Origin of the sequence: Nocardioides lentus (assembly GCF_039529515.1) — a bacterium.
Classification (GTDB): domain Bacteria; phylum Actinomycetota; class Actinomycetes; order Propionibacteriales; family Nocardioidaceae; genus Nocardioides; species Nocardioides lentus.
This window is the reverse complement of the sequence record NZ_BAAAMY010000007.1, coordinates 154,350-180,062: the sequence shown is the minus strand read 5'-3', so window position 1 is coordinate 180,062 and position 25,713 is coordinate 154,350. Positions and strand designations below refer to the sequence as shown.

Here is a 25,713-nt window from a genome sequence, read left to right as displayed (position 1 = left end):
GGGCGTCCGAGGGCATCCCGGGGGCCGTCCGGCGCGACCACTACAGTGAGCCGGTGCCCTCGCGAAGCCCCGCACGCCTCGTCGTGCTCGTCTCCGGCGCCGGCACCAACCTCGCGGCGCTCCTGGACGCCTGCGCCGACGACGCCTACGGCGCCCGCGTGGTCGCGGTCGGCGCGGACCGCTCCGGCATCGCCGCCCTCGAGCGCGCCGAGGCCGCCGGGGTGCCGACGTTCGTCCACCGGGTGCGCGACCACGACGACCGCGCCGCGTGGGACGCCGCGATGGCCGACGCCGTCGCCGCCCACGAGCCGGACCTGGTCGTCTCCGCCGGGTTCATGAAGCTCGCCGGGGAGGCCTTCCTCGCCCGCTTCGGCGGGCGCTACCTCAACACCCACCCGGCGCTGCTGCCGTCGTTCCCCGGGATGCACGGCGTCGCCGACGCCCTCGCGCACGGCGTGAAGGTCACCGGCGCCACGCTCTTCGTCGTCGACGCGGGCGTCGACACCGGCCCGATCGTCGCGCAGACCGCCGTGCCCGTCCTCGACGACGACGACGAGTCGACGCTGCACGCCCGGATCAAGGCCGCCGAGCAGGTGATGCTCGTCGACCACGTGGGCCGCCTGGCCCGCGAGGGCCTCCACCTCCTCCCCGCCCGGCCCGACAGGAAGGTCACCACCGCCCCATGAGCACCCTCACCCCCCGCACCGGAGAGGCCCGGGTGCCGCTGCGGCGGGCCCTGGTCTCGGTCTACGACAAGACCGGGCTGGAGGACCTCGTCCGCGGGCTCGCCGACGCCGGGGTGGAGCTGGTCTCGACCGGCGGCTCGGCGCGGCTCATCGAGTCCCTGGGGCTGCCGGTGACGCGGGTGGAGGAGCTGACGGGCTTCCCCGAGTGCCTGGACGGCCGCGTGAAGACGCTGCACCCGCGCGTGCACGCGGGGATCCTCGCCGACCGCCGGCTCGAGGACCACGTGGCCCAGCTCGCCGACCTCGACGTCGCGCCGTTCGACCTCGTCGTGGTCAACCTCTACCCGTTCGCCGACACCGTCGCCTCCGGCGCGGGCGACGACGAGTGCGTGGAGCAGATCGACATCGGCGGGCCCTCGATGGTGCGCGCCGCCGCGAAGAACCACCCCTCGGTCGCCGTCCTGACCAGCCCCGCGGCGTACGACGAGACGCTGACGGCGCTCGCCGACGGCGGCTTCACCCTCGAGCAGCGTCGACGCCTGGCCGCGCAGGCATTCGCCCACACCGCGGCGTACGACGTGGCCGTCGCGCAGTGGTTCGCGGGCTCCTACACCGCGGCCGGCGACCCCGACGGCGCCGGCTGGCCCGCGTTCGCCGGGACGCCGCTGACGCGCCGCGCGGTGCTGCGCTACGGCGAGAACCCCCACCAGGCGGCCGCGCTCTACGTCGACGGCACCGGCGGGCTCGCGGAGGCCGAGCAGCTGCACGGCAAGGAGATGTCCTACAACAACTACGTCGACACCGACGCCGCCTGGCGCGCCGCGCACGACCACCGCGACCCCGCGGTCGCGATCATCAAGCACGCCAACCCCTGCGGGATCGCGGTCGGCACCGACGTCGCCGACGCGCACGCCAAGGCGCACGCGTGCGACCCGGTCTCGGCGTTCGGCGGCGTGATCGCCGTCAACCGACCCGTCAGCGTCGCGATGGCCCGCCAGGTCGCGGAGGTCTTCACCGAGGTCGTCGTCGCCCCCGACTACGAGGACGGTGCCGTCGAGGTGCTGGCCGCCAAGAAGAACATCCGCCTGCTGCGCTGCGCCGACGCGCCGCCGGCCGCGACGGAGCGCCGCCCGATCTCCGGCGGCGAGCTGGCCCAGCGGCGGGACCTGCTCGACGCGGCCACCGACGGCGGCGGCGACGACCCGTCCTCGTGGACCCTCGCCGCCGGCGAGGCCGCCGACGAGGCGCTGCTGGCCGACCTCGCGTTCGCGTGGCGCGCGGTGCGCGCCGTGAAGTCCAACGCCATCCTGCTCGCCGCCGACGGCGCCTCGGTCGGTGTCGGAATGGGGCAGGTCAACCGCGTCGACTCCTGCCGCCTCGCGGTCGAGCGGGCCGGGGACCGCGCCGCGGGCTCCGTGGCCGCCTCCGACGCCTTCTTCCCCTTCGCCGACGGCCCGCAGGTGCTGCTCGACGCCGGCGTGCGCGCCATCGTGCAGCCCGGCGGCTCGGTGCGCGACGAGGAGACCGTCGCCGCCGCGCAGGCCGCGGGCGTGACGATGTACCTCACCGGCACCCGCCACTTCGCCCACTGACCGCCCCGGCCCCCCGGCCGTCCCGCACCCGCAGGAGCCCCCGATGACCGCAGCCACCCTCGACGGCACGGCGACCCTCGCCACGATCATGGACGAGCTGCGCGTGCGCGTCGCGGCGCTCGCCGAGCGCGGGGTCGTGCCCGGGCTCGCGACGGTGATGGTGGGGGAGGACCCCGGCAGCCAGTGGTACGTCGGGGCGAAGCACAAGGACTGCGCCAAGCTCGGGATCGCCTCGTTCCGCCACGACCTGCCGACCGGCACCACGCAGGCCGAGGTGGAGGCGGTCATCGACGACCTCAACGCGGACCCGGCCGTCCACGGCTTCATCGTGCAGCAGCCGACCGGCCTCGACGAGTACCGGCTGCTGTCGCGGGTGGCGCCCGAGAAGGACGTCGACGGCCTGCACCCGGTCAACCTGGGCAAGCTCGTGCTGGGCGAGGACGGTCCGCTGCCGTGCACGCCGGTGGGGTGCCTGGAGCTGCTGCGGCGCCACGGGGTGGAGCTCGCCGGCGCCGAGGTGGTCGTCGTCGGTCGCGGCCTGACCGTCGGGCGCCCGCTCGGGCTGCTGCTGACCCGTCGTACGGAGAACGCGACGGCCACGCTGTGCCACACCGGCACCCGCGACCTCGCCGCCCACGTGCGCGGGGCCGACGTCGTCGTCGCCGCGGCGGGCGTGCCGGGGATCATCACCGGCGACATGGTCAAGCCCGGCGCCGCCGTGCTCGACGTGGGCGTCTCGCGGGTCGACGGCAGGATCGCCGGCGACGTGGCCGCCGACGTGTGGGACGTCGCCGGCTGGGTCTCGCCCAACCCCGGCGGCGTCGGCCCGATGACCCGCGCGATGCTGCTGGCCAACGTCGTCGCCTCGGCGGAGCAGGACGCCGGCTGAGGCGTCCATGACCGATCCCGACGAGGCGCCCCCGCCCGACGAGGCCTCCCCGGGCGACGGCACGTCCCCGCCCGGTGGTGGCGACGAGCCCGACGAGGAGCCCCGGCGCTACCCCTCGACGATCGGCGGGGCGCTGTACCTGGTCGTCCTCGCCGTGACCGCGGCCGGCGTCGTCGTCGCCGGGATCGGTCCCTGGCGCACGGGGCTGCGCGTCGTCGCCGGTGCCCTGGTCGCGGCCGCCCTGCTGCGCCTCGCGCTCCGCACCCGCGACGCCGGCATGCTCGCGGTCCGCCACCGGGCCTTCGACGCCGCGCTCCTGCTGGCCCTCGGCGGCGCCATCGTCTTCCTCACCAGCAGCATCCCCGACCAGCCCCTGTGAGCAGCCGGCCCCGCCGGACGGGGATAGTCCCTGACGTTCTGGCCCGGCGGGGGCATAGTCCCTGACGTTCGGGCCCCGCGGGGGATGGTCCCCGACGTTCTGACCGCGGATCCGGCCGAATCGGGGTCCGAACGTCAGGGACTGTCCCGCGACCTGACCCGACTGCGGTCCGAACGTCAGGGACTATCCCGCGACCCGACCCGACCCGACCCGACCCGACCCGACCCGGGCCGGGCGGCGGCGACTTGCGGACGTACGACGGCCCGGGCCGGCGGTGGTCCGCCGGGCCCGGGCCGTCGTGGGGGCTCAGATCAGGCCGAGACCCTTGACCGCGTCGCGCTCCTCGGCGAGCTCGGCGGTCGAGGCGTCGATCCGCGAGCGGGAGAAGTCGTCGATCTCGAGACCCTGGACGATCTCCCAATCGCCGTCCCGGGTGGTGACGGGGAACGAGGAGACCAGGCCGGCGGGCACGTCGTAGGAGCCGTCGGACTGCACGGCCATGGACACCCAGTCGCCCTCGGGGGAGCCGGTCAGCCAGTCGCGGGCGGCGTCGATGGTGGCGCTCGCCGCGGAGGCGGCGGAGGAGGAGCCGCGGGCCTCGATGATCGCGGCGCCGCGCTTGGCGACGGTGGGGATGAAGTCGTTCTCGAGCCAGGCCTGGTCGCCGACGACCTGGGCGGCGTTGCGGCCGCCGACCTCGGCGTGGAACAGGTCGGGGTACTGCGTCGCGGAGTGGTTGCCCCAGATCGTCATCTTCGTGATGTCGGTGACGGGGGAGCCGGTCTTGGCCGCCAGCTGCGAGATGGCCCGGTTGTGGTCCAGGCGCGTGAGGGCGGAGAACCGCTCGGCCGGGATGTCGGGGGCGTTGCTGAGCGCGATCAGGGCGTTGGTGTTGGCCGGGTTGCCGGTCACGCCGATGCGCACGTCGTCCGCGGCGACGGCGTTGAGGGCCTTGCCCTGGGCGGTGAAGATCGCGCCGTTCGCCTCGAGCAGGTCGCCGCGCTCCATGCCGGGGCCGCGGGGCCGGGCGCCGACGAGCAGGGCCAGGTTGACGCCGTCGAAGACCTTCTCGGCGTCGTCGCCGATCTCGACGCCGGCGAGGGTGCCGAACGCGCAGTCGTCGAGCTCCATGACGACGCCCTCGAGCGCCTTCAGCGCCGGGGTGATCTCCAGCAGGCGCAGCTCGACCGGCCGGTCCGGGCCCAGCAGCGCGCCACTGGCGAGCCGGAACAGCAGGCTGTAGCCGATCTGGCCGGCGGCGCCGGTGACGGCGACCTTGAAGGGGGTTGCGCTCACGACATGCTCCTCAGAGGGGGTCAGGGACGACTCCGGCCGAACCTAGCAGCGCGCCCACCCGTCGACGCCGCGCGGCCCCGGGGCCTGCGATGCTCGGGGCATGCGTGGGGTCGGGCGACAGGACGGGACCGCAGCGGGCACGACGGCCGCGGCGTCGCGGCGGGCACCGCGGCTGACGCCGGGGGTACGGCGGGTGGCGGGGCTCCTCGCCGGGCTGGCGCTGCTCGCCGGCTGCGGCAGCACCCCCGCCGAGAGCCCCCCGACCGGCGTGGACGGGCTGAGGGTCCCCACCCCCGAGCCCGACCCCTCCGACTTCGTGGCCGAGGTCGACCACCCGCTCTTCCCGCTCGCCGAGGGCGGGGCGTGGCGCTACCGCGCCGCGGACGGCAGCGAGGTGGCCGTCGAGGTGGTCGGCGGCGACGTGGTCGCCGGGGTCGACGTCACGGTCCTCGACCGGGTCACCACCGACGCCGACGGCGAGGTGGTGGGGGAGCGACGCTCGGCGTACGCCGAGGACGCCGCGGGCAACGTGTGGTCCTTCGGCCGGCAGGTCCTCAGCGGACCGGGGGAGTCCTGGCGGGCGGGCGTCGACGGGGCCGAGGCCGGCCTGCTGGTGCCGGCCGCGCCGCGGGTCGGCGACGCCTGGCTGCAGCAGGAGTCGCCCGACCTGACCACCCGCGTCGAGGTGCTCGAGACCGACGCGGTGGTCGACGGACCCGACGGCGACGCCGCCGGGACCCTGGTCACCGAGGACACCGAGCGGACCGACGCCGGCGAGGAGTCGGTCGTCCGCTCCTACGCCCCCGGGCTGGGAGTGGTGCAGGTCGCGGACGCCGGCACCGGCGCGGTCCTGCTCGAGCTCGTGGAGCGCACCGGCTGAGCCGACGCCGGGGGCGATGGCCCCCGGCGCCCGCGGGACTCAGCCCTGGTCGCCGGGCCGCATGCGGGTGTGGCCGCCCTCGCCCTCGCCGGGCTGCTCCGGCTGGCCGTACGGCGGGGTCCGGCCCGGCTGCTCGTAGGGCTGCTCGTAGGGCTGGCCGCCCTGCTGCTGGCCGTCCCAGCCGCCCTGGTCGTAGGGCTGGCCGCCGTACTGCTGCTGGCCGTACTGCTGCTGGTCGTAGCCCTGCTGCCCGTACTGCTGGTCGTAGCCCTGCTGGCCCTGCCACCCCTGCTGCTGGCCGGGCTGCTGGCCGGGCTGCTGGCCGGGCTGCTGGTAGGCGTCGTAGCCCTGCTGGTCGTAGCCCTGCTGGCCCCAGCCGGCCTGACCCTGCTGGCCGGGCTGGTCGCCGTAGTAGCCCTGGTTCCAGCCGGCGTACTGCTGCGCGGGGTCCTGCTTCGAGCGCGAGCGACGCGGGCCGCTGCTCCGCAGCGCGGCCAGGCCGGAGCCGGCCACGGCGTCGCCGTCGCGGCCGAACAGCAGCGGGTAGAGCAGACCGGCGGCGACGGCCCCGAGGAGCGGCGCGAGGATGAACAGCCACAGGCTCAGCACCGGGTCGACGCCGGCGAACAGGTTGGTGCCGATCGAGCGTGCCGGGTTGGCCGAGCCGCCGGTCGCGCCGGCGCCCGCGTAGACCACGGCGCCGTAGCCGAGGCCGACGGCCAGCGGGGCGAGGCCCGCGAGCTGGTGACGGCGGTCGGTCACGGCCAGCACGAGCAGGGCGAAGAGCAGGGTGAGCACCAGCTCGAGCAGGAACGCCGCCCACCAGGCGAAGCCGCTGAAGCTGTCGCCGAACCCGGTCTGCCACAGGCTGTCCTGCGCGTCGGAGCGGTCGAAGCCGAGGATCAGGACGAGCAGGACGAGCCCGGCGACGACCGCACCCGCGACCTGCGCGGCGGCGTACAGGCCGGCGTCCTTCCAGGCGGTGCGCCCGGCGAGGGCGCTCGCGACGGTGACGGCCGGGTTGAAGTGGCCGCCGGAGACGCGGGAGAACGCGTAGCCGACCACCACCAGCGCGAAGGCGAAGGCCAGCGCGTTGGCGCCGAACCCGCCGAAGCCGCCCGCGTCGGAGGACCCCAGCGACGCCGCGGCGAAGGCCACCGAGCCGGCGCCGAGGAAGAGGAAGGCGAAGGTGCCCAGCGCCTCGGCGGCCAGGCGCTGCACGAGCACCGGGGAGTCGTCCGCGGGGGCCGCGGGCTCACCCGGGGAGGGGGTGGAGCTCGGGTTCGTCGTCATGGCCCGACCCTAGCGTTGCCCGGGCCCGCCGCAGGCTGGAAGGCTGAGGAGCGCGCGCGTCGACGCCGTCCGGTATCTTGACGTCAAGATGTCTGGCCGTGCCGCCCGTCGGCGCCGCGAGACCAGGGTCAGACCACCGATCGCCGATCATCAGGAGCCGTGCTGCGCATGTCCACGATCATCTACACGCACACCGACGAGGCGCCGCTGCTGGCGACGTACTCCTTCCTCCCGATCATCGAGGCGTACGCCGCGCAGGCGGGCGTCGAGGTGGAGACCCGCGACATCTCGCTCGCCGGCCGGATCCTCGCGGCCTTCGCCGACCGCCTGCCCGCCGACCAGCAGGTGCCCGACGCCCTCGCGGAGCTCGGCGCGCTCGCCGAGCGGCCCGAGGCCAACATCATCAAGCTGCCCAACATCTCCGCCTCCGTGCCGCAGCTCAAGGCCGCGATCACCGAGCTCCAGCAGCAGGGCTTCGACCTGCCCGACTACCCGGAGAGCCCGAGCACCGACGAGGACCGCGAGACCCGCGCCCGCTACGACACGGCGAAGGGCTCGGCGGTCAACCCCGTGCTGCGCCAGGGCAACTCCGACCGCCGCGCCCCCGCCGCGGTCAAGGGCTACGCCAAGAAGTACCCGCACCGGATGGGCGCCTGGAGCAGCGACTCCAAGACCGCCGTCGCCACGATGGGCAAGGACGACTTCCGCTCCAACGAGCTCTCGGTCGTCGTCGACGCCGACGACACGCTGAGCATCGTCCACGTCGCGGCCGACGGGACCGAGACCGTCCTCAAGGACGACGTGAAGGTCCTCGCCGGCGAGGTCGTCGACTCCACCTACATGGACGTCGCCGCCCTGCGTCGCTTCCTGACCGAGCAGATCGCCCGCGCCAAGGCCGAGGACGTCCTGTTCTCGGTGCACCTCAAGGCCACGATGATGAAGGTCTCGGACCCGATCCTCTTCGGCCACGCCGTGCAGGCGTTCTTCCCCACCCTCTTCGACCAGTACGGCGAGCAGCTGCGCGCTGCGGGCATCTCGCCCAACGACGGGCTGGGCGCCCTGCTCAACGCGACGAAGGACCTGCCGGACGGCGAGGCCATCGCGGCCGCCGTCGCGCAGGGCCTCGAGGACGGCCCCCGCATGGCGATGGTCGACGACCGCAAGGGCATCACCAACCTGCACGTGCCCTCCGACGTCATCATCGACGCCTCGATGCCGGCGATGATCCGCACCTCGGGCCACATGTGGGGCCCGGACGGCCAGGAGGCCGACTGCCTCGCGGTCATCCCCGACTCCTCCTACGCCGGCGTCTACCAGACGGTGATCTCCGACTGCCAGGCCAACGGCGCCTACGACCCGGCCACGATGGGCTCGGTGCCCAACGTCGGCCTCATGGCGAAGGCGGCCGAGGAGTACGGCTCCCACGACAAGACCTTCGAGGTCCCGGCGGCGGGCCGGATGGAGCTGCGCGCGTCCGACGGGACCGTGCTGACCGCCCACGAGGTGCAGCCGGGCGACGTGTGGCGCGCCTGCCAGACCAAGGACGAGTCGATCCGCGACTGGGTCAAGCTCGCCGTGACCCGGGCCCGCGCCAGCGACACCCCCGCGGTGTTCTGGCTCGACGAGACCCGCGCCCACGACACCAACCTGATCGAGAAGGTCCGCACCTACCTCGGTGACCACGACACCGACGGGCTGACGATCGAGGTCATGGCGCCGGCCGAGGCCTGCGCCTACTCGCTGGAGCGCATCCGCCGGGGTGAGGACACCATCTCGGTGACCGGCAACGTGCTGCGCGACTACAACACCGACCTGTTCCCGATCCTCGAGGTCGGCACGAGCGCCAAGATGCTCTCCGTCGTCCCGCTCATCAACGGCGGCGGGCTGTTCGAGACCGGCGCCGGCGGCTCGGCGCCCAAGCACGTGCAGCAGCTCGTGTCGGAGAACTACCTGCGCTGGGACAGCCTGGGCGAGTTCTTCGCCCTCGCCGCGTCGTTCGAGCACCTCGCGGGCTACGCCGACAACCCGCGCGCGCAGGTCCTCGCCGACACCCTCGACCGCGCCACCGGCACGTTCCTGGACCGGGACAAGTCGCCCACCCGCAAGATCGGGGGCATCGACAACCGCGGCTCGCACTTCTACCTGGCGCTGTACTGGGCCCAGGAGCTGGCCGGCCAGTCCGACGACGCCGAGCTCGCCGCCGCGTTCGGTCCGCTGGCCGAGAGGCTGACGGCCGCGGAGGACCAGATCGTCTCCGAGCTCAACGCCGTCCAGGGATCGCCCGCCGACATCGGGGGCTACTTCCGCCCCGACGGCGAGAAGGCCGACCGCGTGATGCGCCCCTCGGCGACCCTGAACGAGGCCCTCGCCTCGCTCTGATCGTCCGCCCGCCACGAGGCCCGGTGACCGTCAGGTCACCGGGCCTCGTCGCGTCCGCCCCCACCGCTCCCGCGGAGGCTCGGGACGGTCCGGCACGCCGCCGGGGGACCGGTCCCGACGACCCGAGGTTCGGTCAGCGGCGCCAGCGGGCGCGGCCGGTACGGCGGTCGCGCAGGCGGCCCGTGACGGTCCAGCCGCCGCGTTCGCCCTCGCCCTCGGGACGGGGGTCGAAGACGTTGCCGGGGCCGTCGGGCACGTCCGGGCCGCGCAGCAGCACGCGGTCGACCAGGGGCCGCGACAGCCGGTCGTACAGACCGGGCAGCAGGCGGTAGCCGGTGCGGGCGAGCAGCGCGCCGGGCCCCACGTGGACCGTGCGGCGCGGCCGCTCGAGCGCGGCCAGGCAGGCGCGCGCGACCCGCTCGGGCGGGACGACGGGGGGCGGCGCGTTGCCGGCGGCGCCGGCGTACGACCCGGCCTGGCGGTAGACCGGCGTGTCGATCGCACCGGGCACGACCAGGCTGACGTGGACGTCCTTCTCGGGGGAGGTCTCGATCTGCAGCGCGCGCACCAGCGCCGCCTGGCCCCACTTCGCCGCGCAGTAGGCGCTCATCCGGGGCACCGAGATCTCCGCGAGCAGGGAGCCGACGACGACGAGGTGACCGCCGCCGGAGCGTCGCATCGCCGGCAGCGCGGCGCGGGCGACGTTGGCGGTGCCGGCGACGCCGACGGTCACCATGCGCTCCAGCACCTCGGGGGGCAGCGCCTCGACGGCGCCGTACGCCATGGCCTGGGCCGTCGTCACGACCCCGTCCAGGCGTCCGTGGGCCCGGACGCAGAGGTCCACCGCCGCCTGCACGGCATCGGCGTCGGCCACGTCGGCCACGGCGTGGTGCTGCTCGCCGGGCAGGTCGGCGGCGACCGCCGCGAGCCGCGCCGCGTCCCGGGCGACCAGGACGACGTGGTCGCCCCGTTCCGCGAGCAGCCGGGCCGTGACGAGACCGATGCCGGAGCTCGCGCCGACCACCATGACGACGCGGGGCTGTGACATGACGCCCACGGTAGTGGCGCATCCCGCGCCCCCCGCCGGGGCACCGTCCACCTGTGCCCCGTGTCTGCCTCGTCACCGGCGCGTCGAGCGGCATCGGCCGCGCCGTCGCGCACGTCCTCGCCGCGTCCGGCGAGATCCTCGTCCTCGCCGCGCGCCGCGAGCAGGTGACCGAGGAGGTCGCCCAGGAGTGCCGCGACCGGGGCGCCGCGTCGGTCACCGTCTGCGCCACCGACGTCATCGACGACGACGCCGTCGCGCGGCTGGTCGCCACCACGACCGCGGCGTACGGACGGATCGACGCGGTGCTGCACTGCGCCGGCCTGGTCACCTACGGCACGTTCCTCGACACCGACCCGGCCGACTTCGACACCGTCGTCGACGTCAACCTCAAGGGTGCGGCCAACGTCGCCCGCCACACGCTGCCCGTCCTGCGCGAGCAGGGCCGCGGGACGCTGCTGCTGACCGGCTCGCTGCTCGGGCACGTCGCCGTGCCCGAGATGACCGCGTACGTCGTCAGCAAGTGGGGGGTGCGCGCCCTCGCGCGCCAGCTGAAGATCGAGAACGCCGACCTGCCCGGCGTGCGCATCGCCTACGCCGCCCCCGGCAGCGTCGACACCCCGATCTACGACAAGGCCCTCGACGACGGTGGGGCCACCAGCAAGCCGCCGCCGCCGGTGATGAGCGCCGAGAAGGTCGCCGGCCGCATCGTGCGCCACCTCGACGCCTACCGCCACGAGCTGCAGACCGCGGCGACCAACAACGTCGTGATCGCCGGGTTCGAGATCATGCCGTGGGTCTACGACCGCGCCATCGGCCCGGCCTTCCGGCTCCTGTCGCGCCGGTCCTGAGCCGACCCCGGGGCCGCGCCCCGGGAGGCCGCGGGCCGGCTCGTGGCCCCGTGATCACGCCCACACCCGCCGGGGTCGTCGGCGAATCGCGGAATGCGACGGCCCCCGGGCACGCTGGAGGCGGAGTCTGCTGCGTACGCCGTCAGCGCACCCGTCCTCCTGCTGTGCCCCCGGAAGGCTGCCCATGACGACCGTCACCCACGAGCGCCCGAGCGCCTCGACCCCCACCCCCGGCCCCCGCCGGGTCGCCCTCGCGATCCTCGCCCTGGCGACCGGCGGCTTCGCCATCGGCACGACCGAGTTCGTGACGATGGGCGTGCTGCCCGAGATCGCCGCCGGCGTCGGGGTGTCCATCCCCTCGGCGGGACACCTCGTGTCCGCCTACGCCCTCGGCGTCGTCGTCGGCGCCCCCGTCCTGGCCTACGTCGGGGCGCGACTGCCGCGCCGGTCCCTGGCGGTGGCCCTGATGGTCGCCTTCGTCGTGGGCAACGTCGGCAGCGCGCTCGCCGCGTCGTACGGGCTGCTCATGCTGTCCCGGTTCGTGGCGGGCCTCCCGCACGGCGCCTTCTTCGGCGTCGCCTCGCTGATCGCCGCCGGCCTCGTCGCGGACTCCCGCAAGGGCCGCGCGGTGGCGATGGTCATGCTCGGCCTGTCGGTGGCCAACGTCTTCGGCGTCCCCGCCGGCACCTGGCTCGGCCAGAACGTCGGGTGGCGCGAGGTCTACTGGCTCGTCGCGGTCCTCGGCCTGGTCACGGTCGTGCTGACCGTCGCCTGCGTGCCGCACACCCCCGGCGACCCGCACGCCTCGGGCCGGCGCGAGCTCACGGCGTTCGCGCGGCCCCAGGTCTGGCTGACCCTGGTCGCCGGGGCCGGCGGCTTCGGCGGCATGTTCGCCGTCTACACCTACATCGCCGAGACCGTGCGCACCGTCGGCGGCCTGGGCAGCGGCGCGGTGCCGCTGTTCCTGCTCGCCTACGGCCTCGGCATGGTCGCGGGCACCTGGGTCGCCGGCGAGCTCGCCGACTGGTCCGTGCTGCGCTCCCTGTTCATCGGCAGCGCCGGGATGGGCGTCTCCCTGCTCGCGTTCTTCGTGCTGGCCCCCGGCGGCTGGTGGGGCGTGCCGGCGGTCTTCGCGATCGCGGTCATGGCCTCGGTGCTGGCCGTGAACCTGCAGCTGCGACTGATGTCGGTCGCGGGGGAGGCCAAGACGCTGGGCGCGGCCATGAACCACGCCTCGCTCAACATCGCCAACGCCGCCGGCGCCTGGTTCGGCGGTCTCGTCATCACCGCCGGGCTCGGCTACCGGGCCCCCGCCCTCGTGGGCGTGGCGCTGTCGGTGTTCGGGCTCGTCGTCCTCACCGCCTCCGCCGCCCTCGAGCGGCACCAGACCACCGAGCGCGCCCGCATCGACGAGTGAGCGCCGCCGGGGCCTAGAGGCGGATCGAGCCCATCGCCTCGCGGACCTCGGCGAGGGTGGCCTCGGCGATCTCGTTGGCCCGGGCGTTGCCCGCCGCCAGCACCCCGTCGACGTACGACGGGTCCGCCTCGAGCGCTGCCCGGCGCTCGCGCAGCGGCGCGAAGTAGGTGTTGAGGGCGTCGGTGACGCGCTTCTTCAGCGCGCCCCCGCCGCCGTCGCCGATCTCCTCGGCGATCGCGGCCGGGTCGCCGCCCTCGCAGAGCGCGGCGAGCGTCAGCAGGTTCGACACCTCGGGGCGGTGCTCGGGGTCGAAGGTGATGTGCCGGTCGCTGTCGGTCTTGGCGCCCTTGACCTGCTTGGCGGTCTGGTCGGCGCTCATGCGCAGCTCGACGACGTTGCCCTTCGACTTGCTCATCTTGGTGCCGTCGGTGCCGAGGAGCAGCGGCACGCTGGACAGCAGCGCCTCGGGCTCGGGGAACGTCGGCCCGTAGCGCTCGTTGAAGCGGCGCGCGATCACCCGGGTCTGCTCGATGTGGGGCAGCTGGTCGCGGCCGACCGGCACGATGTTGCCCTTGCAGAAAAGGATGTCGGCCGCCTGGTGCACGGGGTAGGTGAGCATCAGGCCGCTGATCGAGGTGATGCCGGCGGTGGCCGCCTCGTCCTTGACGGTCGGGTTGCGCTGCAGCTCGGCGACGCTGACCAGGCTCAGGAACGGCAGCATCAGCTGGTTGAGGGCCGGGACGGCGGAGTGCGCGAAGACCGTCGACCGCTCCGGGTCGATGCCCGCGGCCAAGCCGTCGAGGAGCAGGTTGCGGGTGTTGCCGGCGAGGTCGCCGGCGACCTCGCGGTCGGTGATGACCTGGTAGTCGGCGATCAGCACCATGATGTCGGCGCCCGACTCCTGCAGCCGCAGGCGGTTGGCGATCGAGCCAAAGTAGTGCCCGACGTGCAGGGCGCCCGTGGGCCGGTCGCCCGTCAGCATCCGGAACTCCTCCGGGTGCTCGGCGAGGCGCTGCTCCAGGGCCTGGCTGCGGGTCAGGGACGCCTCGTAGGACTCGGTCACGAGGCACCACCCTACAAAGGCCGCGACCCTGACCGTCAGGTGAGGCAGTAGGGTTCGGCAGGTGCCCACCATCGGCGTCGCCGTCGCGATCCCGGAGCCCTGGGCGGGCCGTCTGCAGGACTACCGGGCGGCTCTCGGGGACCTGACCGCGACCTCGATCCCCACCCACATCACGCTCGTGCCGCCGACCGCGGTGGCCGGGGCGGACCTCGACGACCTGCACGCCCACCTCGAGTCCGCGGCCCGCACCGCGACCGGGTTCCGGGTGCACCTGCGCGGCACCGGCACCTTCCGTCCGGTCTCGCCGGTGGTCTTCGTCGCGCTCGCCGCGGGCATCTCGGCGTGCGAGCAGCTCGCCGACGCGGTCCGGCGCGGCCCGCTGGCGGGGGAGCTGAGCTTCCCCTACCACCCGCACGTGACCGTCGCCCACCACCTGCCCGAGGACCGGCTCGACCAGGCGTACGCCGAGCTGGCGTCCTTCGAGTGCGAGTTCGAGGTGTCCGACTTCCACCTCTACGTCCACGACGACGCGACCGGCTGGCAGTCGGTGCGGGCCTTCCCGCTCGGCCGCGTGGCCGTGAGGACCTGACGTGGCCGGCATCGGCGAGACCGTCCGGGTCCGGCTCAACGAGACCCGCATCCGGCGTCCCGCGGTCGACCACCTGCTGCGCACCCTCCAGCACTTCGGCCAGGTGCAGGGCACCGCGCAGGCCGGCGGCGTGACCTTCTTCGGCTTCCTGTCGGTCTTCCCGCTGCTGGCGCTCGCGTTCGCCGCGCTGGGCCTGATCGCCCGCACGACGGGCGCGTCGTTCGACCTGGTGCAGACCGTCAACGGCGTGCTGCCGGGCCTCCTGGGCAGCCGGCCGGGCCAGGTGCCGCTGTCGACGATCGAGACCGCCGCCGGTGCCGCGGCGGGCATCGGTGCCGTCGGGCTGCTGTACGCCGGGCTCAACCTGCTCTCGGGCATGCGCACGGCCCTGCTGATCGTCTTCGAGCAGCCGGTCGACGAGCGCCCGAACTTCTTCCTCGGCAAGGCCCGCGACCTCGTCGCCCTGCTCAGCCTGGGCGCGATCCTGCTGCTGAGCGTCGCGGTGTCGAGCATCGTCAACCTGCTCTCCAGCTACCTGCTGAGCCTGGTGGGTCTCGACGACGACCTGCAGTGGGCGCTGCGCCTGCTGACCGTGCCGATCGGCATCGCCGTCTCGACGGTGCTGTTCTACGCGCTCTTCACGCTGCTGGGCCGTCCGCTCGCCCCCTCGCGGGCCCTGTGGCAGGGCGCCCTGCTCGGCGCGGTCGGCTTCGAGCTGCTCAAGCAGCTCAGCAGCCTGCTCATCGGCTCCACCCAGAACCAGCCGGCGTTCGCGGTCTTCGGCGTCGCCCTGGTGCTGCTGGTGTGGATCAACTACTCCGCGCGCCTGACCCTGATCGCCGCCTCCTGGGTCCACACCAGCGACGGCGCGCGGCTGCTGCGCGAGCAGCGCGACGCCGCGGAGCAGGCCCGCAACGCGGCCACCGCGGTGCAGCTGCGCAAGCGCCCGCCGGCGGCCCCCAGCCCCGGCCCGCGCTCCTTCGCCGCGGGTGCGCTCAGCACGCTCGGCGCGACCCTGCTGCTGCAGCGCCGCCGACGCTTCCGGGCGAGGAACCGATGACGTTCCAGCGTCGCCACGCCGTCCTGCTGCTCGCGGTCGCCGCCTGGACCGTCCTGTCCTTCGGCAACTTCGCCGTCACCCTCTACGACGCGTGGTCGGCCGGCGAGGACCGCGCCACGTCGTACTGGGTCGCCCACACGGTGCTGATCGTCGTCAACATGGTCATCGCCGTGCTCCTCGGCTCGCTGGGCTGGCGGGCCTGGCGCGCCACCCGCCGCTGAGCGACCCCTCGCCCCGCCGTACGGCGGCGACACGGCGGGCCCACACGCACGACGACCCCGACACGCCGGCGATGACGGCGTGTCGGGGTCGGAGCGTCGTACGGCGCGGCTCAGTAGCCGTGCTTGATGGCGGTGCGCAGGTCCTTGTTGAGCTGCGAGATCACGTCGAGCGGGATCTCCTTGGGGCAGGCCGCGGTGCACTCGCCGATGTTGGTGCAGCCGCCGAAGCCCTCGTGGTCGTGCTGGGCGACCATGCTGACCACGCGGCTGTCGCGCTCGGGCTGGCCCTGGGGGAGCTCGCCCAGGTGGGTGATCTTGGCGCCCATGAACAGCGAGGCCGACCCGTTGGGGCACGCCGCGACGCAGGCGCCGCAGCCGATGCAGGTCGCGACGTTGAAGGCGCGGGTGGCCTTGTCGCGGGGGGCCGGGACCGAGTTGGCCTCGGGCGCCGAGCCGGTGTTGGCGGAGATGTAGCCGCCGGCCTGGATGATCCGGTCGAAGGCGCTGCGGTCGGTCACCAGGTCCTTGATCACCGGGAACGCGTCGGAGCGCCAGGGCTCGATGGTGATCGTGTCGCCGTCGGAGAACGAGCGCATGTGCAGCTGGCAGGTGGTGGTGACCTCCGGGCCGTGGGCCTGGCCGTTGATCATCAGGCTGCAGCTGCCGCAGATGCCCTCGCGGCAGTCGTGGTCGAACGCGACCGGCTCCTCGCCGGCGGTGTTCAGCTGCTCGTTGAGGCTGTCGAGCATCTCGAGGAAGCTCATGTCCTCGTCGACGTCGTCGACCTGGTACGTCTTGATCCCGCCCTTCGCCGACGGGTTCTCCTGGCGCCAGATCTTCAGGGTGAGGTTCACTTGTAGCTCCGCTGCTTCATCTCGATGGCGGTGTAGATCAGGTCCTCCTTGTGGAGCACCGGCGAGCCGTCCTCGCCGCCGAACTCCCAGGCCGCGACGTAGGCGAACTCCTCGTCGTGACGCAGGGCCTCGCCCTCGTCGGTCTGGGACTCCACCCGGAAGTGGCCGCCGCAGGACTCGCGACGGTTCAGCGCGTCGATGCACATCAGCTCGCCGAGCTCGATGAAGTCGGCCACGCGGCCGGCCTTCTCGAGGCTCTGGTTGAGGGAGTCGGCGGTGCCGAGCACCTTCAGGTCGGTCCAGAAGTCCTTCTTGAGCTCCCGGATCATGTCGATGGCCTTGCGCAGGCCCTCCTCGGAGCGCTCCATGCCGCAGAACTCCCACATGATGTGGCCGAGCTCGCGGTGGTAGGAGTCGGCCGACCGGGAGCCGTTGATCGACAGGAAGGTGTCGATCCGCTTCTCCACCGAGCGACGGGCCTCGACGACGGCCTCGTCGTCCTCGGTGATCTTCGTGAACGGACCGTCCGCGAGGTAGTCGCGGATCGTGTTCGGCAGCACGAAGTAGCCGTCGGCCAGACCCTGCATCAGCGCCGAGGCGCCGAGGCGGTTGGCGCCGTGGTCGGAGAAGTTGGCCTCGCCGGTGACGAACAGGCCGGGGATGGAGGACTGCAGGTGGTAGTCCACCCACAGGCCGCCCATCACGTAGTGCACGGCGGGGTAGATGCGCATCGGCACCTGGTAGGGGTTCTCACCCGTGATCCGCTCGTACATGTCGAAGAGGTTGCCGTACTTCTCGCGGACCGTGTCCTCGCCCATGCGCTCGATCGCGTCGGAGAAGTCGAGGTAGACGCCGCGGCGGAAGTCGCCGACCATCGGGCCGACGCCGCGACCCTCGTCGCACATGTTCTTGGCCTGCCGCGAGGCGATGTCGCGGGGCACCAGGTTGCCGAACGACGGGTAGATCCGCTCCAGGTAGTAGTCACGGTCCGCCTCGGCGATGTCGCGGGGGTCCTTGTCGCAGTCCTCGGCCTTCTTGGGCACCCAGATGCGGCCGTCGTTGCGGAGCGACTCGCTCATCAGCGTCAGCTTGGACTGGTGCTCGCCGGAGACCGGGATGCAGGTGGGGTGGATCTGCGTGAAGCTCGGGTTGGCCATGTAGGCGCCCTTGCGGTGCGCGCGCCAGGTGGCGGTGACGTTGCAGCCCATCGCGTTGGTCGACAGGAAGAACACGTTGCCGTAGCCGCCGGAGGCGAGCACGACGGCGTCGGCGAGGTGGGTCTCGACCTCGCCGGTCATCAGGTTGCGGGCGATGATGCCGCGGGCCACGCCGTCCTTGACGATCAGCTCGAGCATCTCGTGGCGGGTGTACTGCGTGACCGTGCCGGCCGCGACCTGGCGCTCCATGGCCTGGTAGGCGCCGAGCAGCAGCTGCTGGCCCGTCTGGCCACGGGCGTAGAAGGTGCGGGAGACCTGCACGCCGCCGAACGAGCGGTTGTCGAGCAGGCCGCCGTACTCGCGGGCGAAGGGGACGCCCTGCGCGACGCACTGGTCGATGATGTTGGTGCTGACCTCGGCCAGGCGGTAGACGTTCGACTCGCGGCTGCGGTAGTCGCCGCCCTTGACCGTGTCGTAGAAGAGGCGGAAGACGGAGTCGCCGTCCTCCTTGTAGTTCTTGGCCGCGTTGATGCCGCCCTGGGCGGCGATCGAGTGGGCGCGGCGCGGGGAGTCCTGGTAGCAGAAGGACTTCACGTTGTAGCCGGCCTCGCCGAGCGTGGCGGCGGCGGCGCCGCCGGCCAGGCCGGTGCCGACGATGATCACGTCGAGCTTGCGGCGGTTGGACGGGTTGACCAGGCGGTTCTCGAAGCGCCGGGTGGTCCAGCGGTCGGCGATCGGGCCGGTCGGGGCGACCGGGTCGACGAGCGGCTCGCCGGCGATGTAGTAGCCGTGGGCGTCGTCGGAGGTCTGCCGCGCCGCGTCGTTCAGCGGCGTGGAGCCGTCGTGGAGGGTGGATCCGGCCATGTGCGTCGCTCCCTAGGTGGTTCGACCAGCGAGTGTTCGTGGTGCGGGTGGTGCGGTGCTGCGGGTGCCGTGCGCCGGAGGGCTAGGAGATCAGCCCGGTGAGCACGCCGATCGGGATCAGCGAGTAGCCACCGGCGACCACCACGGCCACCAGGTACCCCGCGAGGTTCGCGTTGCGACGGGCGGCGGCGGAGTTGGTGAGGCCCAGGGTCTGCGCCGCGCTCCAGGTGCCGTGGCGCAGGTGCATCGCCAGCGCGGCCATCGCGACCAGGTAGATCGCGGCGACCCACCAGATCTCGAAGCTGCCCACCAGCCGCTCGTAGGGCGAGTCGGAGTTGCTGCCGGGGGTCACGACGCGCAGCGTGAAGTGGAGGATGTGGAAGACGATGAACAGCAGCAGGGCGGTGCCGCCCCAGCGCATCGTCTTCGACGACCAGGTCGAGTTGACCCGCTTCGTGTAGGTGTACTTCGTCGTCCGGGCCTTCGCCGAGCGGGCCCAGAGCGTGTAGGCGGCGTAGACGTGGCCCACCAGCGCGAGGATCAGGACGATGCGGATGATCCACAGCAGCCCCGCGTAGGGCAGCAGCGGCTCCCCGATCGTGCGCAGGTGCTCGGCGTACTCGTCGAACGCGGCCTGACCGCTGAACGCCTTGAGGTTGCCGTACATGTGCGCGAGGACGTAGCCGATGAAGATCAGGCCCGTCACGGCCATCAGCAGCTTCAACGCGATGGTCGAGCGCGTCGACCGTCCGTTCTTCACCAAAGTCGGGGTTGCCACGCCGGGTACGGTACCCCGGCGCCGCTGTCCCCACCCCATCTGCAGGGGTGTGACGAACCGCTCAGCGGCTCGCGGGTGCGCTCTCAGGCGGCGGGGTGCACGGCCCGGCCGACCACGGCCCGGTGGTGGTCGCCGACGAGCTCGTCGGTGGCGTCGGACCAGGGACGACGCGCCGCGTGCGCGCGGGCCCGGGCACCGGTCGCGGCGAGGGCCTCGGACCCGCCGTGGCGCACCAGCCCGCTGACCGCGCGGGCCAGGGCGCCGGGCGCGGCGGGGTCGTAGAGGATCCCGGTCCGCCCGTCGACGACGACGTCGACCGCGCCGCCGCGCGCCGGCGCCACGACCGGGAGGCCGCTCGCGGCGGCCTCGCGCAGCACGTGGGAGCAGGTCTCGGCCTCGCCCGGGTGGACCAGGAGGTCGAGGCTCGCGAGGGCGGTGGCCAGCTCGCCGCCGGTGAGGGTGCCGGTGAGGTGGGCGTGGGGCATCCGCGACCGGAGCCACTCGCGCTGCGGCCCGTCGCCGACGAGCACGGGCCGGATCCCCGGGACCGACGCCAGCTCCGGCAGCGCGCGGACGCCGTGGCGGCGGTGCAGGCCGCCGACGTACCCCACGACGAGCCGGCGACCGCCGCGCGAGCGGGCCATCGACCAGCGGTCGTGCAGGTAGGTGTCGCGCAGCTGCGGGCCGAAGGCGTCGAGGTCGACGCCGGGCAGCCACAGGTGGGCCTCCACGCCGAGGCGGTGGAGGTGCTCGACCATCCACCCGCAGCTGACGAGAACGCGGTCGGAGCGGTCGGCGACCTTGGCCCGCCAGACCGCGGCGGGGAGGTCGGGCAGCGGCGCGAGCTGCGCCAGCAGGGTGGGGACGCCGGCCCGGCGCGCGTGCTTGAGCGCCTTGCGGCCCAGCGTCCCGGGGGAGTGCACCTGCACCAGGTCCGGCGCCGACGACTCGAGGGCCGCGCGGACCTGGGCGCCCGGGCGGTCCCGCAGCCGGACCCGGTCGACGCGCGCCCCGCGGTAGGAGGCCAGACCGGGGCCCGGCGCGAGCACCTGCACCTGGTGGCCGTCGTCGACCAGGCGGTCCGCGACCCGTCGGACGGTCCCCGTCGCGGCGTCGACGGCCGGGTAGAAGGACTCGGTGACCAGGGTGATGCGCATGGCGCCAGCCTGGTCGGTGCGGACGACCCGGGTGTGGCCCCCACGTGGCCGGACGGTGAACCCCTCGACCGGGCGACGTCGCTGACGTCGCTGACGTCGCTGACGTCGCTCAGGCGACCCCGAGGGCGGCCAGCGCCGTCACCGCCCCACCCAGGACCAGGACGACGACGAGCACCAGCGCCACGATCTGCGTGCCGTTCATGCCGGTCATGGTGCCGTACGACGGTGCCGTAAACCTCACACTCGGTGGCCGACGTCACGTCGCGTCCCTAGGGTGCGTCCATGACCGACAGCGGCACCGCGGGGCGTCCGGACGGCGAGGTCGAGGGTGGGTTGGACGAGCCCGACGCGCTGCAGCCCGACCAGGGGAGCCTCGCGCTCGCCGACCCCGAGCACGACGACCACGACCGCACCGCGTGGGAGGCCGCCGCGGCGGCCGTGCTCCGCAAGGCACGGCGCCTCGGGGAGGACGACGAGGACGCCCTGGTCTGGGAGACGCTGACCCGCCGCACCCTCGACGGGATCGCCGTGCCGCCGCTCGGCACGCCCGAGCACCTCGACGACCCGGCCACCGAGGGGCGACCCACCCGGCGGGGCGACTGGGACATCCGCTCCTTCACCGACGCCGAGGCCGTCGCCGAGGACCCGGCGGCGGCCCACGAGCAGCTCGTGCTCGACCTCGAGGGCGGCGTCTCCAGCCTGTGGCTGCAGGCCGCGCCCGGCACCGACTGGGCCACGCTGCTCGAGGGCGTGATGCTCGACCTCGCGCCGGTCGTGCTCGACGCCCCGGCGGGCGAGGCGCTCGCGACCGCCCGCTCCTTCCTCGACCACGCCGGCGCCACGACCCTGGCGCCCGGCACCCAGCTCGGTGCCCGCCCGGACGACGACGACCTCGTCGAGGTGGCCCGGCTCGCCGCCGACGCGGGCGTGCTCGGGGTCGTCGCCGACGGCACCGTCGTCCACGACCGCGGTGCCTCGGACGTGCAGGAGCTGGGCTGGCTGCTGGCCGCCGGGATCCGCGCGCTGCGCACGCTCGAGGCGGCCGGGCTCGCGCCGGCGCAGGCGGCTCCGCTCGTGGAGCTGCGGGTGGCGGTGAGCGACGAGCAGCTGCCGTCCGTCGCCAAGCTCCGGGCGCTGCGGCGGCTCTGGACGCGCGTGCTCGAGGCCAGCGACGCGGCCGGCGCACCCGTGCGCGTCCACGCGGTCACCAGCCGGCCGATGATGAGCCGCTACGACCCCCACGTGAACATGCTGCGCACCACGGTCGCGGCCTTCGCCGCCGGCGTGGGCGGAGCGGAGGCCGTCACGGTGCTGCCGTTCGACGCCCCCCTCGGGCGTCCGGAGGCGTTCGGTCGCCGGATCGCCCGCAACACCAGCGCGCTGCTGATCTCCGAGAGCCACGTCGCCCGCGTCACCGACCCCGCCGGCGGGGCGTACGCCGTGGAGCGCCTCACCGACGACCTCGCCGTCGCCGCCTGGGCCGAGCTCGGCCGCATCGAGGCCGACGGCGCCGACCGGGACCCGGCGTTCGAGGACCGCCTCGCCGCGGTGGTCTCCGAGCGCGACCGCCAGGTCGCGACCCGGAAGCGGGCCCTGACCGGCCTCTCGGAGTTCCCGAGCCTCGACCTCGAGCAGCCCGAGCGCGCCCCGTGGGCCGCGTGGGACGAGGTCCGACCCTGGGGCGCGGCGTACGAGGCGATGCGGGACGACCCGCCCACCGGGCGCGTGTTCCTCGCGACCCTGGGCCCGGTCGCCGCCCACACCGCGCGCGCCACCTTCGCGACCAACCTGCTCGCCGCCGGCGGGGTCCGCGTCGACGCCGCCGGGCCCACCCAGGGCCCCGACGACCTCGTCGCCGCGTACGACGGCCAGGCGGTGGTCTGCCTCGCGGGCGCCGACGGCACCTACGCCGAGTGGGGCGAGGCCGCCGCGTCCGCGCTGCGTGACGCCGGGGCGTCCCGCGTCGTGGTGGCGGGGAGGCCCGCGGACTGGGCCGACGACTCCGCAGCGCTGGGCGTCGACGCCCTGGCCTTCCTGGACCGAGTGAGAGGAGCGCTGTCGTGAGCGTGCCCGAGAGCTTCGCCGACGTCCCGCTGACCGAGGGGCCCGGCGGTCCCGACGAGGCGCATGCCCCTCGACAGGCTCAGGAGCCGTGGACCAGCCCCGAGGGCATCGAGATCAGGCCGCAGTACGGCGAGGCCGACCTCGAGGGCCTCGACGCGCTCGCGACGTGGCCGGGGCTCAGCCCCTTCCTGCGCGGGCCCTACCCGACGATGTACACCACGCAGCCCTGGACGGTCCGGCAGTACGCCGGGTTCTCCACCGCCGAGGCCTCCAACGCCTTCTACCGGCGCAACCTGGCGGCGGGCCAGAAGGGGCTGAGCGTCGCCTTCGACCTCGCGACCCACCGCGGCTACGACTCCGACCACCCCCGCGTGCGCGGCGACGTCGGCATGGCCGGGGTGGCGATCGACTCGATCTACGACACCCGCACCCTCTTCGACGGCATCCCGCTCGACGAGATGAGCGTGTCGATGACGATGAACGGCGCGGTGCTGCCGGTGATGGCGCTCTACGTCGTGGCGGCCGAGGAGCAGGGGGTGAAGCCGGAGCAGCTCGCGGGGACCATCCAGAACGACATCCTCAAGGAGTTCATGGTCCGCAACACCTACATCTACCCGCCGGCGCCGAGCATGCGGATCATCTCCGACATCTTCCGCTACACCGCGGAGCGGATGCCGCGGTTCAACTCGATCTCGATCTCCGGCTACCACATCCAGGAGGCCGGGGCGACGGCCGACCTCGAGCTCGCCTACACCCTCGCCGACGGCGTCGAGTACCTCCGCGCCGGTCTCGACGCGGGCCTCGACGTGGACGCGTTCGCCCCCCGCCTCTCCTTCTTCTGGGCGATCGGCATGAACTTCTTCATGGAGGTCGCCAAGATGCGCGCCGCCCGCGCGCTGTGGGCGCGCCTGGTGCGGGAGTTCGGGCCGAGCAACCCGAAGTCGCTGTCGCTGCGCACCCACAGCCAGACCTCCGGGTGGTCGCTGACGGCGCAGGACGTCTACAACAACGTCGGCCGCACCTGCCTCGAGGCCATGGCCGCCACGCAGGGCCACACCCAGAGCCTGCACACCAACGCCCTCGACGAGGCGATCGCGCTGCCGACCGACTTCTCGGCGCGCATCGCGCGCAACACGCAGCTGCTGCTGCAGCAGGAGTCCGGGACCACCGGCACCATCGACCCCTGGGCCGGCTCCTACTACGTCGAGCGCCTCACCCACGACCTCGCCGAGCGCGCCTGGGCCCACATCACCGAGGCGGAGAAGGCCGGGGGGATGGCCGCCGCGATCGAGCAGGGCATCCCCAAGATGCGCATCGAGGAGGCGGCCGCCCGCACCCAGGCCCGCCTCGACTCCGGCGCGCAGAGCCTGATCGGGGTCAACACCTACCGGCTGCCCAGCGAGGACCGGCTCGACGTGCTGCGCGTCGACAACGAGGACGTGCTGCGCCAGCAGCTCGCCAAGCTGGAGCGGCTGCGGGACGAGCGCGACGAGGACGACGTGCGCCGCTCGCTGGAGGCGCTGAACAACGCCGCCGCGTCCGACACCGACCGCAGCAGCCTCGACGGCAACCTGCTCGCGCTGTCGATCGACGCCGCCCGCGCGAAGGCGACGGTGGGGGAGATCTCCGAGGCGCTGGAGAAGGAGTGGGGCCGGCACCGCGCCACCATCCGTACGATCTCCGGCGTGTACCGCGAGGAGGCCGGCGAGGCCGGCGACACCGCCGCGGTGCTCGCGGCCACCGAGCGCTTCGAGGAGGCCGAGGGCCGCCGGCCCCGGATCCTGGTCGCCAAGATGGGCCAGGACGGCCACGACCGCGGTCAGAAGGTCGTGGTCACGGCGTTCGCGGACCTCGGCTTCGACGTCGACGTGGGGCCGCTGTTCTCGACGCCGGAGGAGGTCGCGCGCCAGGCCGTCGACGCCGACGTGCACATCGTCGGGGTGTCCTCGCTGGCCGCGGGCCACCTGACGCTCGTGCCGGCGCTGCGCGAGGCGCTGGCCGCCGAGGGCCGTGAGGACGTCATGGTCGTCGTGGGCGGCGTCATCCCGCCCGACGACGTGCCGACGCTGGAGGAGATGGGCGCCGCCGCGGTCTTCGGGCCCGGCACGGTCATCGCGACGTCCGCGCTCGAGCTGCTCGAGAAGCTGTCCGCGCAGCTCGGTCACTGACCCCGTGGCCGACCTCGACCTCGACGCGCTCGCCGACGGTGTCCGCGCCGGCCGCCGCGCGTCGCTGTCGCGGGCGATCACGCTGGTGGAGTCCTCGCGCGCCGACCACCGGGCGGCCGCGCGCGAGCTGCTGACGCGCCTCACCCCCGGCGCCGGCCCGGGCCGCGCGCCGGCGGTGCGGGTCGGCATCTCCGGGGTGCCGGGCGTCGGCAAGTCCACCTTCATCGAAGCGCTCGGCTCGGACCTGACCGCGGCGGGCTCGAAGGTGGGCGTGCTCGCCGTCGACCCGTCGTCGGTGCGCACCGGTGGCTCCGTGCTCGGCGACAAGACCCGGATGGGCCGGCTGGCCAACGACCCCGGGGCCTACATCCGTCCCTCGCCGACCGCAGGCACCCTCGGCGGCGTCGCCCGGACGACCACGCAGGCGATGATCGTGCTCGAGGCCGCCGGTTACGACGTGGTGCTCGTGGAGACCGTCGGCGTCGGGCAGTCGGAGATCACCGTGGCCGGGATGGTCGACACTTTCTGCTTCCTCACCCTCGCGCGCACCGGCGACCAGCTGCAGGGCATCAAGAAGGGGATCCTCGAGATCGCCGACGTCGTCGCGGTCAACAAGGCCGACGGGCCCTCCGAGGCCGACGCCCGCGTCGCCGCGCGCGACCTGGCCCAGGCGATGCGGATGGTCCGTGGGCGCGGCGAGTGGGCGCCCCCGGTGGTCACCTGCTCCGCGCTGGAGGAGCGCGACGTCGACGAGGTCTGGCGCCAGGTCCTGGCCCACCGCGACCACCTCGGTGAGGCCGGGCTCCGCGAGAAGCGCGCCGGCCAGCAGCTCGACTTCACCTGGGCCCTGGTGCGCGACGAGCTCGACTCCCGGCTGCGCCGCTCACCCGGCGTACGGGAGGTGCGCGAGGAGGTCCGTGCCGCCGTGCTGGCCTCCGAGATGGCGGCTCCCGAGGCCGCGGACCGGCTCCTCGCGGCGTACGACGCCGACCGGCCGGGCCGCGGGGAGCCCGAGCCCGACCGGTAACCTG

The 25,713-nt window shown here is 73.9% G+C and carries 22 protein-coding genes; 14 read left to right on the top strand and 8 right to left on the bottom strand.

Annotation, left to right across the window (positions count from 1 at the left end):
• Positions 1-53: 53 nt before the first annotated feature.
• Genes purN through ABD158_RS15220 form a run of 4 tightly spaced genes read left to right on the top strand, consistent with a single transcriptional unit; the run spans position 54 to position 3,546 of the window.
• The gene (gene purN, locus ABD158_RS15235) at positions 54-686 is read left to right on the top strand and encodes a phosphoribosylglycinamide formyltransferase (protein WP_344008411.1); all 633 of its coding nucleotides are present in this window, start codon (positions 54-56) and stop codon (positions 684-686) included.
• Positions 683-2,278: a bifunctional phosphoribosylaminoimidazolecarboxamide formyltransferase/IMP cyclohydrolase gene (purH, locus tag ABD158_RS15230; RefSeq protein ID WP_344008410.1), complete on the top strand. Its 1,596-nt coding sequence runs from the start codon at positions 683-685 to the stop codon at positions 2,276-2,278. The genes purN and purH overlap by 4 nt, the downstream gene beginning before the upstream one ends.
• Before the next feature lie 43 nt (positions 2,279-2,321).
• Positions 2,322-3,167: a bifunctional methylenetetrahydrofolate dehydrogenase/methenyltetrahydrofolate cyclohydrolase gene (locus ABD158_RS15225; RefSeq protein WP_344008409.1), complete on the top strand. Its 846-nt coding sequence runs from the start codon at positions 2,322-2,324 to the stop codon at positions 3,165-3,167.
• A 7-nt stretch (positions 3,168-3,174) separates the two neighbouring features.
• Positions 3,175-3,546: a DUF3017 domain-containing protein gene (locus ABD158_RS15220; protein WP_344008408.1), complete on the top strand. Its 372-nt coding sequence runs from the start codon at positions 3,175-3,177 to the stop codon at positions 3,544-3,546.
• Positions 3,547-3,852: 306 nt separating this feature from the next.
• On the opposite strand, the gene ABD158_RS15215 is transcribed toward ABD158_RS15220, so the two are convergent.
• Entirely contained in the window at positions 3,853-4,842 is a 990-nt protein-coding gene (locus ABD158_RS15215; RefSeq protein ID WP_344008407.1) for a malate dehydrogenase, read from the bottom strand.
• A 193-nt stretch (positions 4,843-5,035) separates the two neighbouring features.
• On the opposite strand from ABD158_RS15215, the gene ABD158_RS15210 reads away from it, so the two are divergent.
• Positions 5,036-5,722, top strand: a complete 687-nt coding sequence (locus tag ABD158_RS15210) for a hypothetical protein (RefSeq protein ID WP_344008405.1) — start codon at positions 5,036-5,038, stop codon at positions 5,720-5,722.
• Between the two features lie 39 nt (positions 5,723-5,761).
• Here the strand turns inward: ABD158_RS15210 and ABD158_RS15205 are convergent, their stop codons facing one another.
• Positions 5,762-7,015: an MIP/aquaporin family protein gene (locus ABD158_RS15205; protein ID WP_344008404.1), complete on the bottom strand. Its 1,254-nt coding sequence runs from the start codon at positions 7,013-7,015 to the stop codon at positions 5,762-5,764.
• Positions 7,016-7,183: 168 nt separating this feature from the next.
• Here ABD158_RS15205 and ABD158_RS15200 point away from each other — a divergent pair, with 168 nt between their 5' ends.
• Positions 7,184-9,394: an NADP-dependent isocitrate dehydrogenase gene (locus tag ABD158_RS15200; protein WP_344008403.1), complete on the top strand. Its 2,211-nt coding sequence runs from the start codon at positions 7,184-7,186 to the stop codon at positions 9,392-9,394.
• A 133-nt stretch (positions 9,395-9,527) separates the two neighbouring features.
• Here ABD158_RS15200 and ABD158_RS15195 read toward each other — a convergent pair whose 3' ends face one another.
• Entirely contained in the window at positions 9,528-10,442 is a 915-nt protein-coding gene (locus ABD158_RS15195) for an SDR family NAD(P)-dependent oxidoreductase (RefSeq protein ID WP_344008402.1), read from the bottom strand.
• Between the two features lie 53 nt (positions 10,443-10,495).
• Here ABD158_RS15195 and ABD158_RS15190 point away from each other — a divergent pair, with 53 nt between their 5' ends.
• Positions 10,496-11,290 carry an SDR family NAD(P)-dependent oxidoreductase gene (locus tag ABD158_RS15190; RefSeq protein WP_344008401.1) on the top strand — a complete coding sequence of 265 codons (795 nt, stop codon included), beginning with the start codon at positions 10,496-10,498 and terminating at the stop codon, positions 11,288-11,290.
• Between the two features lie 184 nt (positions 11,291-11,474).
• Entirely contained in the window at positions 11,475-12,707 is a 1,233-nt protein-coding gene (locus ABD158_RS15185; protein ID WP_344008399.1) for an MFS transporter, read from the top strand.
• A 13-nt stretch (positions 12,708-12,720) separates the two neighbouring features.
• Here the strand turns inward: ABD158_RS15185 and trpS are convergent, their stop codons facing one another.
• Positions 12,721-13,770, bottom strand: coding sequence for a tryptophan--tRNA ligase (gene trpS, locus ABD158_RS15180; protein ID WP_344008398.1), 1,050 nt, complete (start codon positions 13,768-13,770; stop codon positions 12,721-12,723).
• Between the two features lie 61 nt (positions 13,771-13,831).
• On the opposite strand from trpS, the gene ABD158_RS15175 reads away from it, so the two are divergent.
• Genes ABD158_RS15175 through ABD158_RS15165 form a run of 3 tightly spaced genes read left to right on the top strand, consistent with a single transcriptional unit; the run spans position 13,832 to position 15,640 of the window.
• A complete protein-coding gene (locus ABD158_RS15175) occupies positions 13,832-14,359 on the top strand; it encodes a 2'-5' RNA ligase family protein (protein WP_344008397.1) in 528 nt (175 codons plus the stop codon).
• Position 14,360: 1 nt separating this feature from the next.
• Positions 14,361-15,419 (top strand): YihY/virulence factor BrkB family protein, encoded by a 1,059-nt coding sequence (locus tag ABD158_RS15170; protein WP_344008396.1) that lies wholly within the window; start codon positions 14,361-14,363, stop codon positions 15,417-15,419.
• Entirely contained in the window at positions 15,416-15,640 is a 225-nt protein-coding gene (locus ABD158_RS15165; RefSeq protein WP_344008395.1) for an SCO4848 family membrane protein, read from the top strand. The genes ABD158_RS15170 and ABD158_RS15165 overlap by 4 nt, the downstream gene beginning before the upstream one ends.
• A 110-nt stretch (positions 15,641-15,750) precedes the next feature.
• Here ABD158_RS15165 and ABD158_RS15160 read toward each other — a convergent pair whose 3' ends face one another.
• The 4 genes from ABD158_RS15160 to ABD158_RS15145 form a co-directional block, all read right to left on the bottom strand.
• Positions 15,751-16,494, bottom strand: coding sequence for a succinate dehydrogenase/fumarate reductase iron-sulfur subunit (locus tag ABD158_RS15160; protein ID WP_344008394.1), 744 nt, complete (start codon positions 16,492-16,494; stop codon positions 15,751-15,753).
• Positions 16,491-18,515 (bottom strand): fumarate reductase/succinate dehydrogenase flavoprotein subunit, encoded by a 2,025-nt coding sequence (locus ABD158_RS15155; protein WP_344008393.1) that lies wholly within the window; start codon positions 18,513-18,515, stop codon positions 16,491-16,493. Before ABD158_RS15155 ends, ABD158_RS15160 begins: the two co-directional genes overlap by 4 nt.
• 82 nt (positions 18,516-18,597) lie before the next feature.
• Positions 18,598-19,293, bottom strand: a complete 696-nt coding sequence (locus tag ABD158_RS15150) for a succinate dehydrogenase cytochrome b subunit (RefSeq protein ID WP_344008392.1) — start codon at positions 19,291-19,293, stop codon at positions 18,598-18,600.
• A gap of 83 nt (positions 19,294-19,376) precedes the next feature.
• Positions 19,377-20,450 carry a glycosyltransferase gene (locus ABD158_RS15145; protein WP_344008391.1) on the bottom strand — a complete coding sequence of 358 codons (1,074 nt, stop codon included), beginning with the start codon at positions 20,448-20,450 and terminating at the stop codon, positions 19,377-19,379.
• A 282-nt stretch (positions 20,451-20,732) separates the two neighbouring features.
• On the opposite strand from ABD158_RS15145, the gene ABD158_RS15140 reads away from it, so the two are divergent.
• The 3 genes from ABD158_RS15140 to meaB are packed head-to-tail and all read left to right on the top strand — an operon-like array spanning position 20,733 to position 25,709.
• Positions 20,733-22,514 carry a methylmalonyl-CoA mutase family protein gene (locus ABD158_RS15140; RefSeq protein ID WP_344008390.1) on the top strand — a complete coding sequence of 594 codons (1,782 nt, stop codon included), beginning with the start codon at positions 20,733-20,735 and terminating at the stop codon, positions 22,512-22,514.
• A gap of 29 nt (positions 22,515-22,543) precedes the next feature.
• Positions 22,544-24,682 (top strand): methylmalonyl-CoA mutase, encoded by a 2,139-nt coding sequence (scpA, locus tag ABD158_RS15135; protein ID WP_344008596.1) that lies wholly within the window; start codon positions 22,544-22,546, stop codon positions 24,680-24,682.
• Positions 24,683-24,686: 4 nt separating this feature from the next.
• Complete coding sequence (gene meaB, locus ABD158_RS15130) at positions 24,687-25,709, top strand: methylmalonyl Co-A mutase-associated GTPase MeaB (protein WP_344008389.1); 1,023 nt, start codon at positions 24,687-24,689, stop codon at positions 25,707-25,709.
• The last annotated feature ends 4 nt before the right edge of the window (positions 25,710-25,713 follow it).

Bases quoted from the DNA above. Each gene is read 5' to 3' on its own strand.
- purH (WP_344008410.1), top strand. From the start codon at position 683: ATGAGCACCCTCACCCCCCGCACCGGAGAGGCCCGGGTGCCGCTGCGG.
- ABD158_RS15185 (WP_344008399.1), top strand. From the start codon at position 11,475: ATGACGACCGTCACCCACGAGCGCCCGAGCGCCTCGACCCCCACCCCC.
- ABD158_RS15195 (WP_344008402.1), bottom strand. From the start codon at position 10,442: ATGTCACAGCCCCGCGTCGTCATGGTGGTCGGCGCGAGCTCCGGCATC.
- ABD158_RS15200 (WP_344008403.1), top strand. From the start codon at position 7,184: ATGTCCACGATCATCTACACGCACACCGACGAGGCGCCGCTGCTGGCG.
- ABD158_RS15155 (WP_344008393.1), bottom strand. From the start codon at position 18,515: ATGGCCGGATCCACCCTCCACGACGGCTCCACGCCGCTGAACGACGCG.
- ABD158_RS15165 (WP_344008395.1), top strand. From the start codon at position 15,416: ATGACGTTCCAGCGTCGCCACGCCGTCCTGCTGCTCGCGGTCGCCGCC.
- ABD158_RS15205 (WP_344008404.1), bottom strand. From the start codon at position 7,015: ATGACGACGAACCCGAGCTCCACCCCCTCCCCGGGTGAGCCCGCGGCC.
- ABD158_RS15140 (WP_344008390.1), top strand. From the start codon at position 20,733: ATGACCGACAGCGGCACCGCGGGGCGTCCGGACGGCGAGGTCGAGGGT.
- ABD158_RS15220 (WP_344008408.1), top strand. From the start codon at position 3,175: ATGACCGATCCCGACGAGGCGCCCCCGCCCGACGAGGCCTCCCCGGGC.
- ABD158_RS15225 (WP_344008409.1), top strand. From the start codon at position 2,322: ATGACCGCAGCCACCCTCGACGGCACGGCGACCCTCGCCACGATCATG.
- ABD158_RS15145 (WP_344008391.1), bottom strand. From the start codon at position 20,450: ATGCGCATCACCCTGGTCACCGAGTCCTTCTACCCGGCCGTCGACGCC.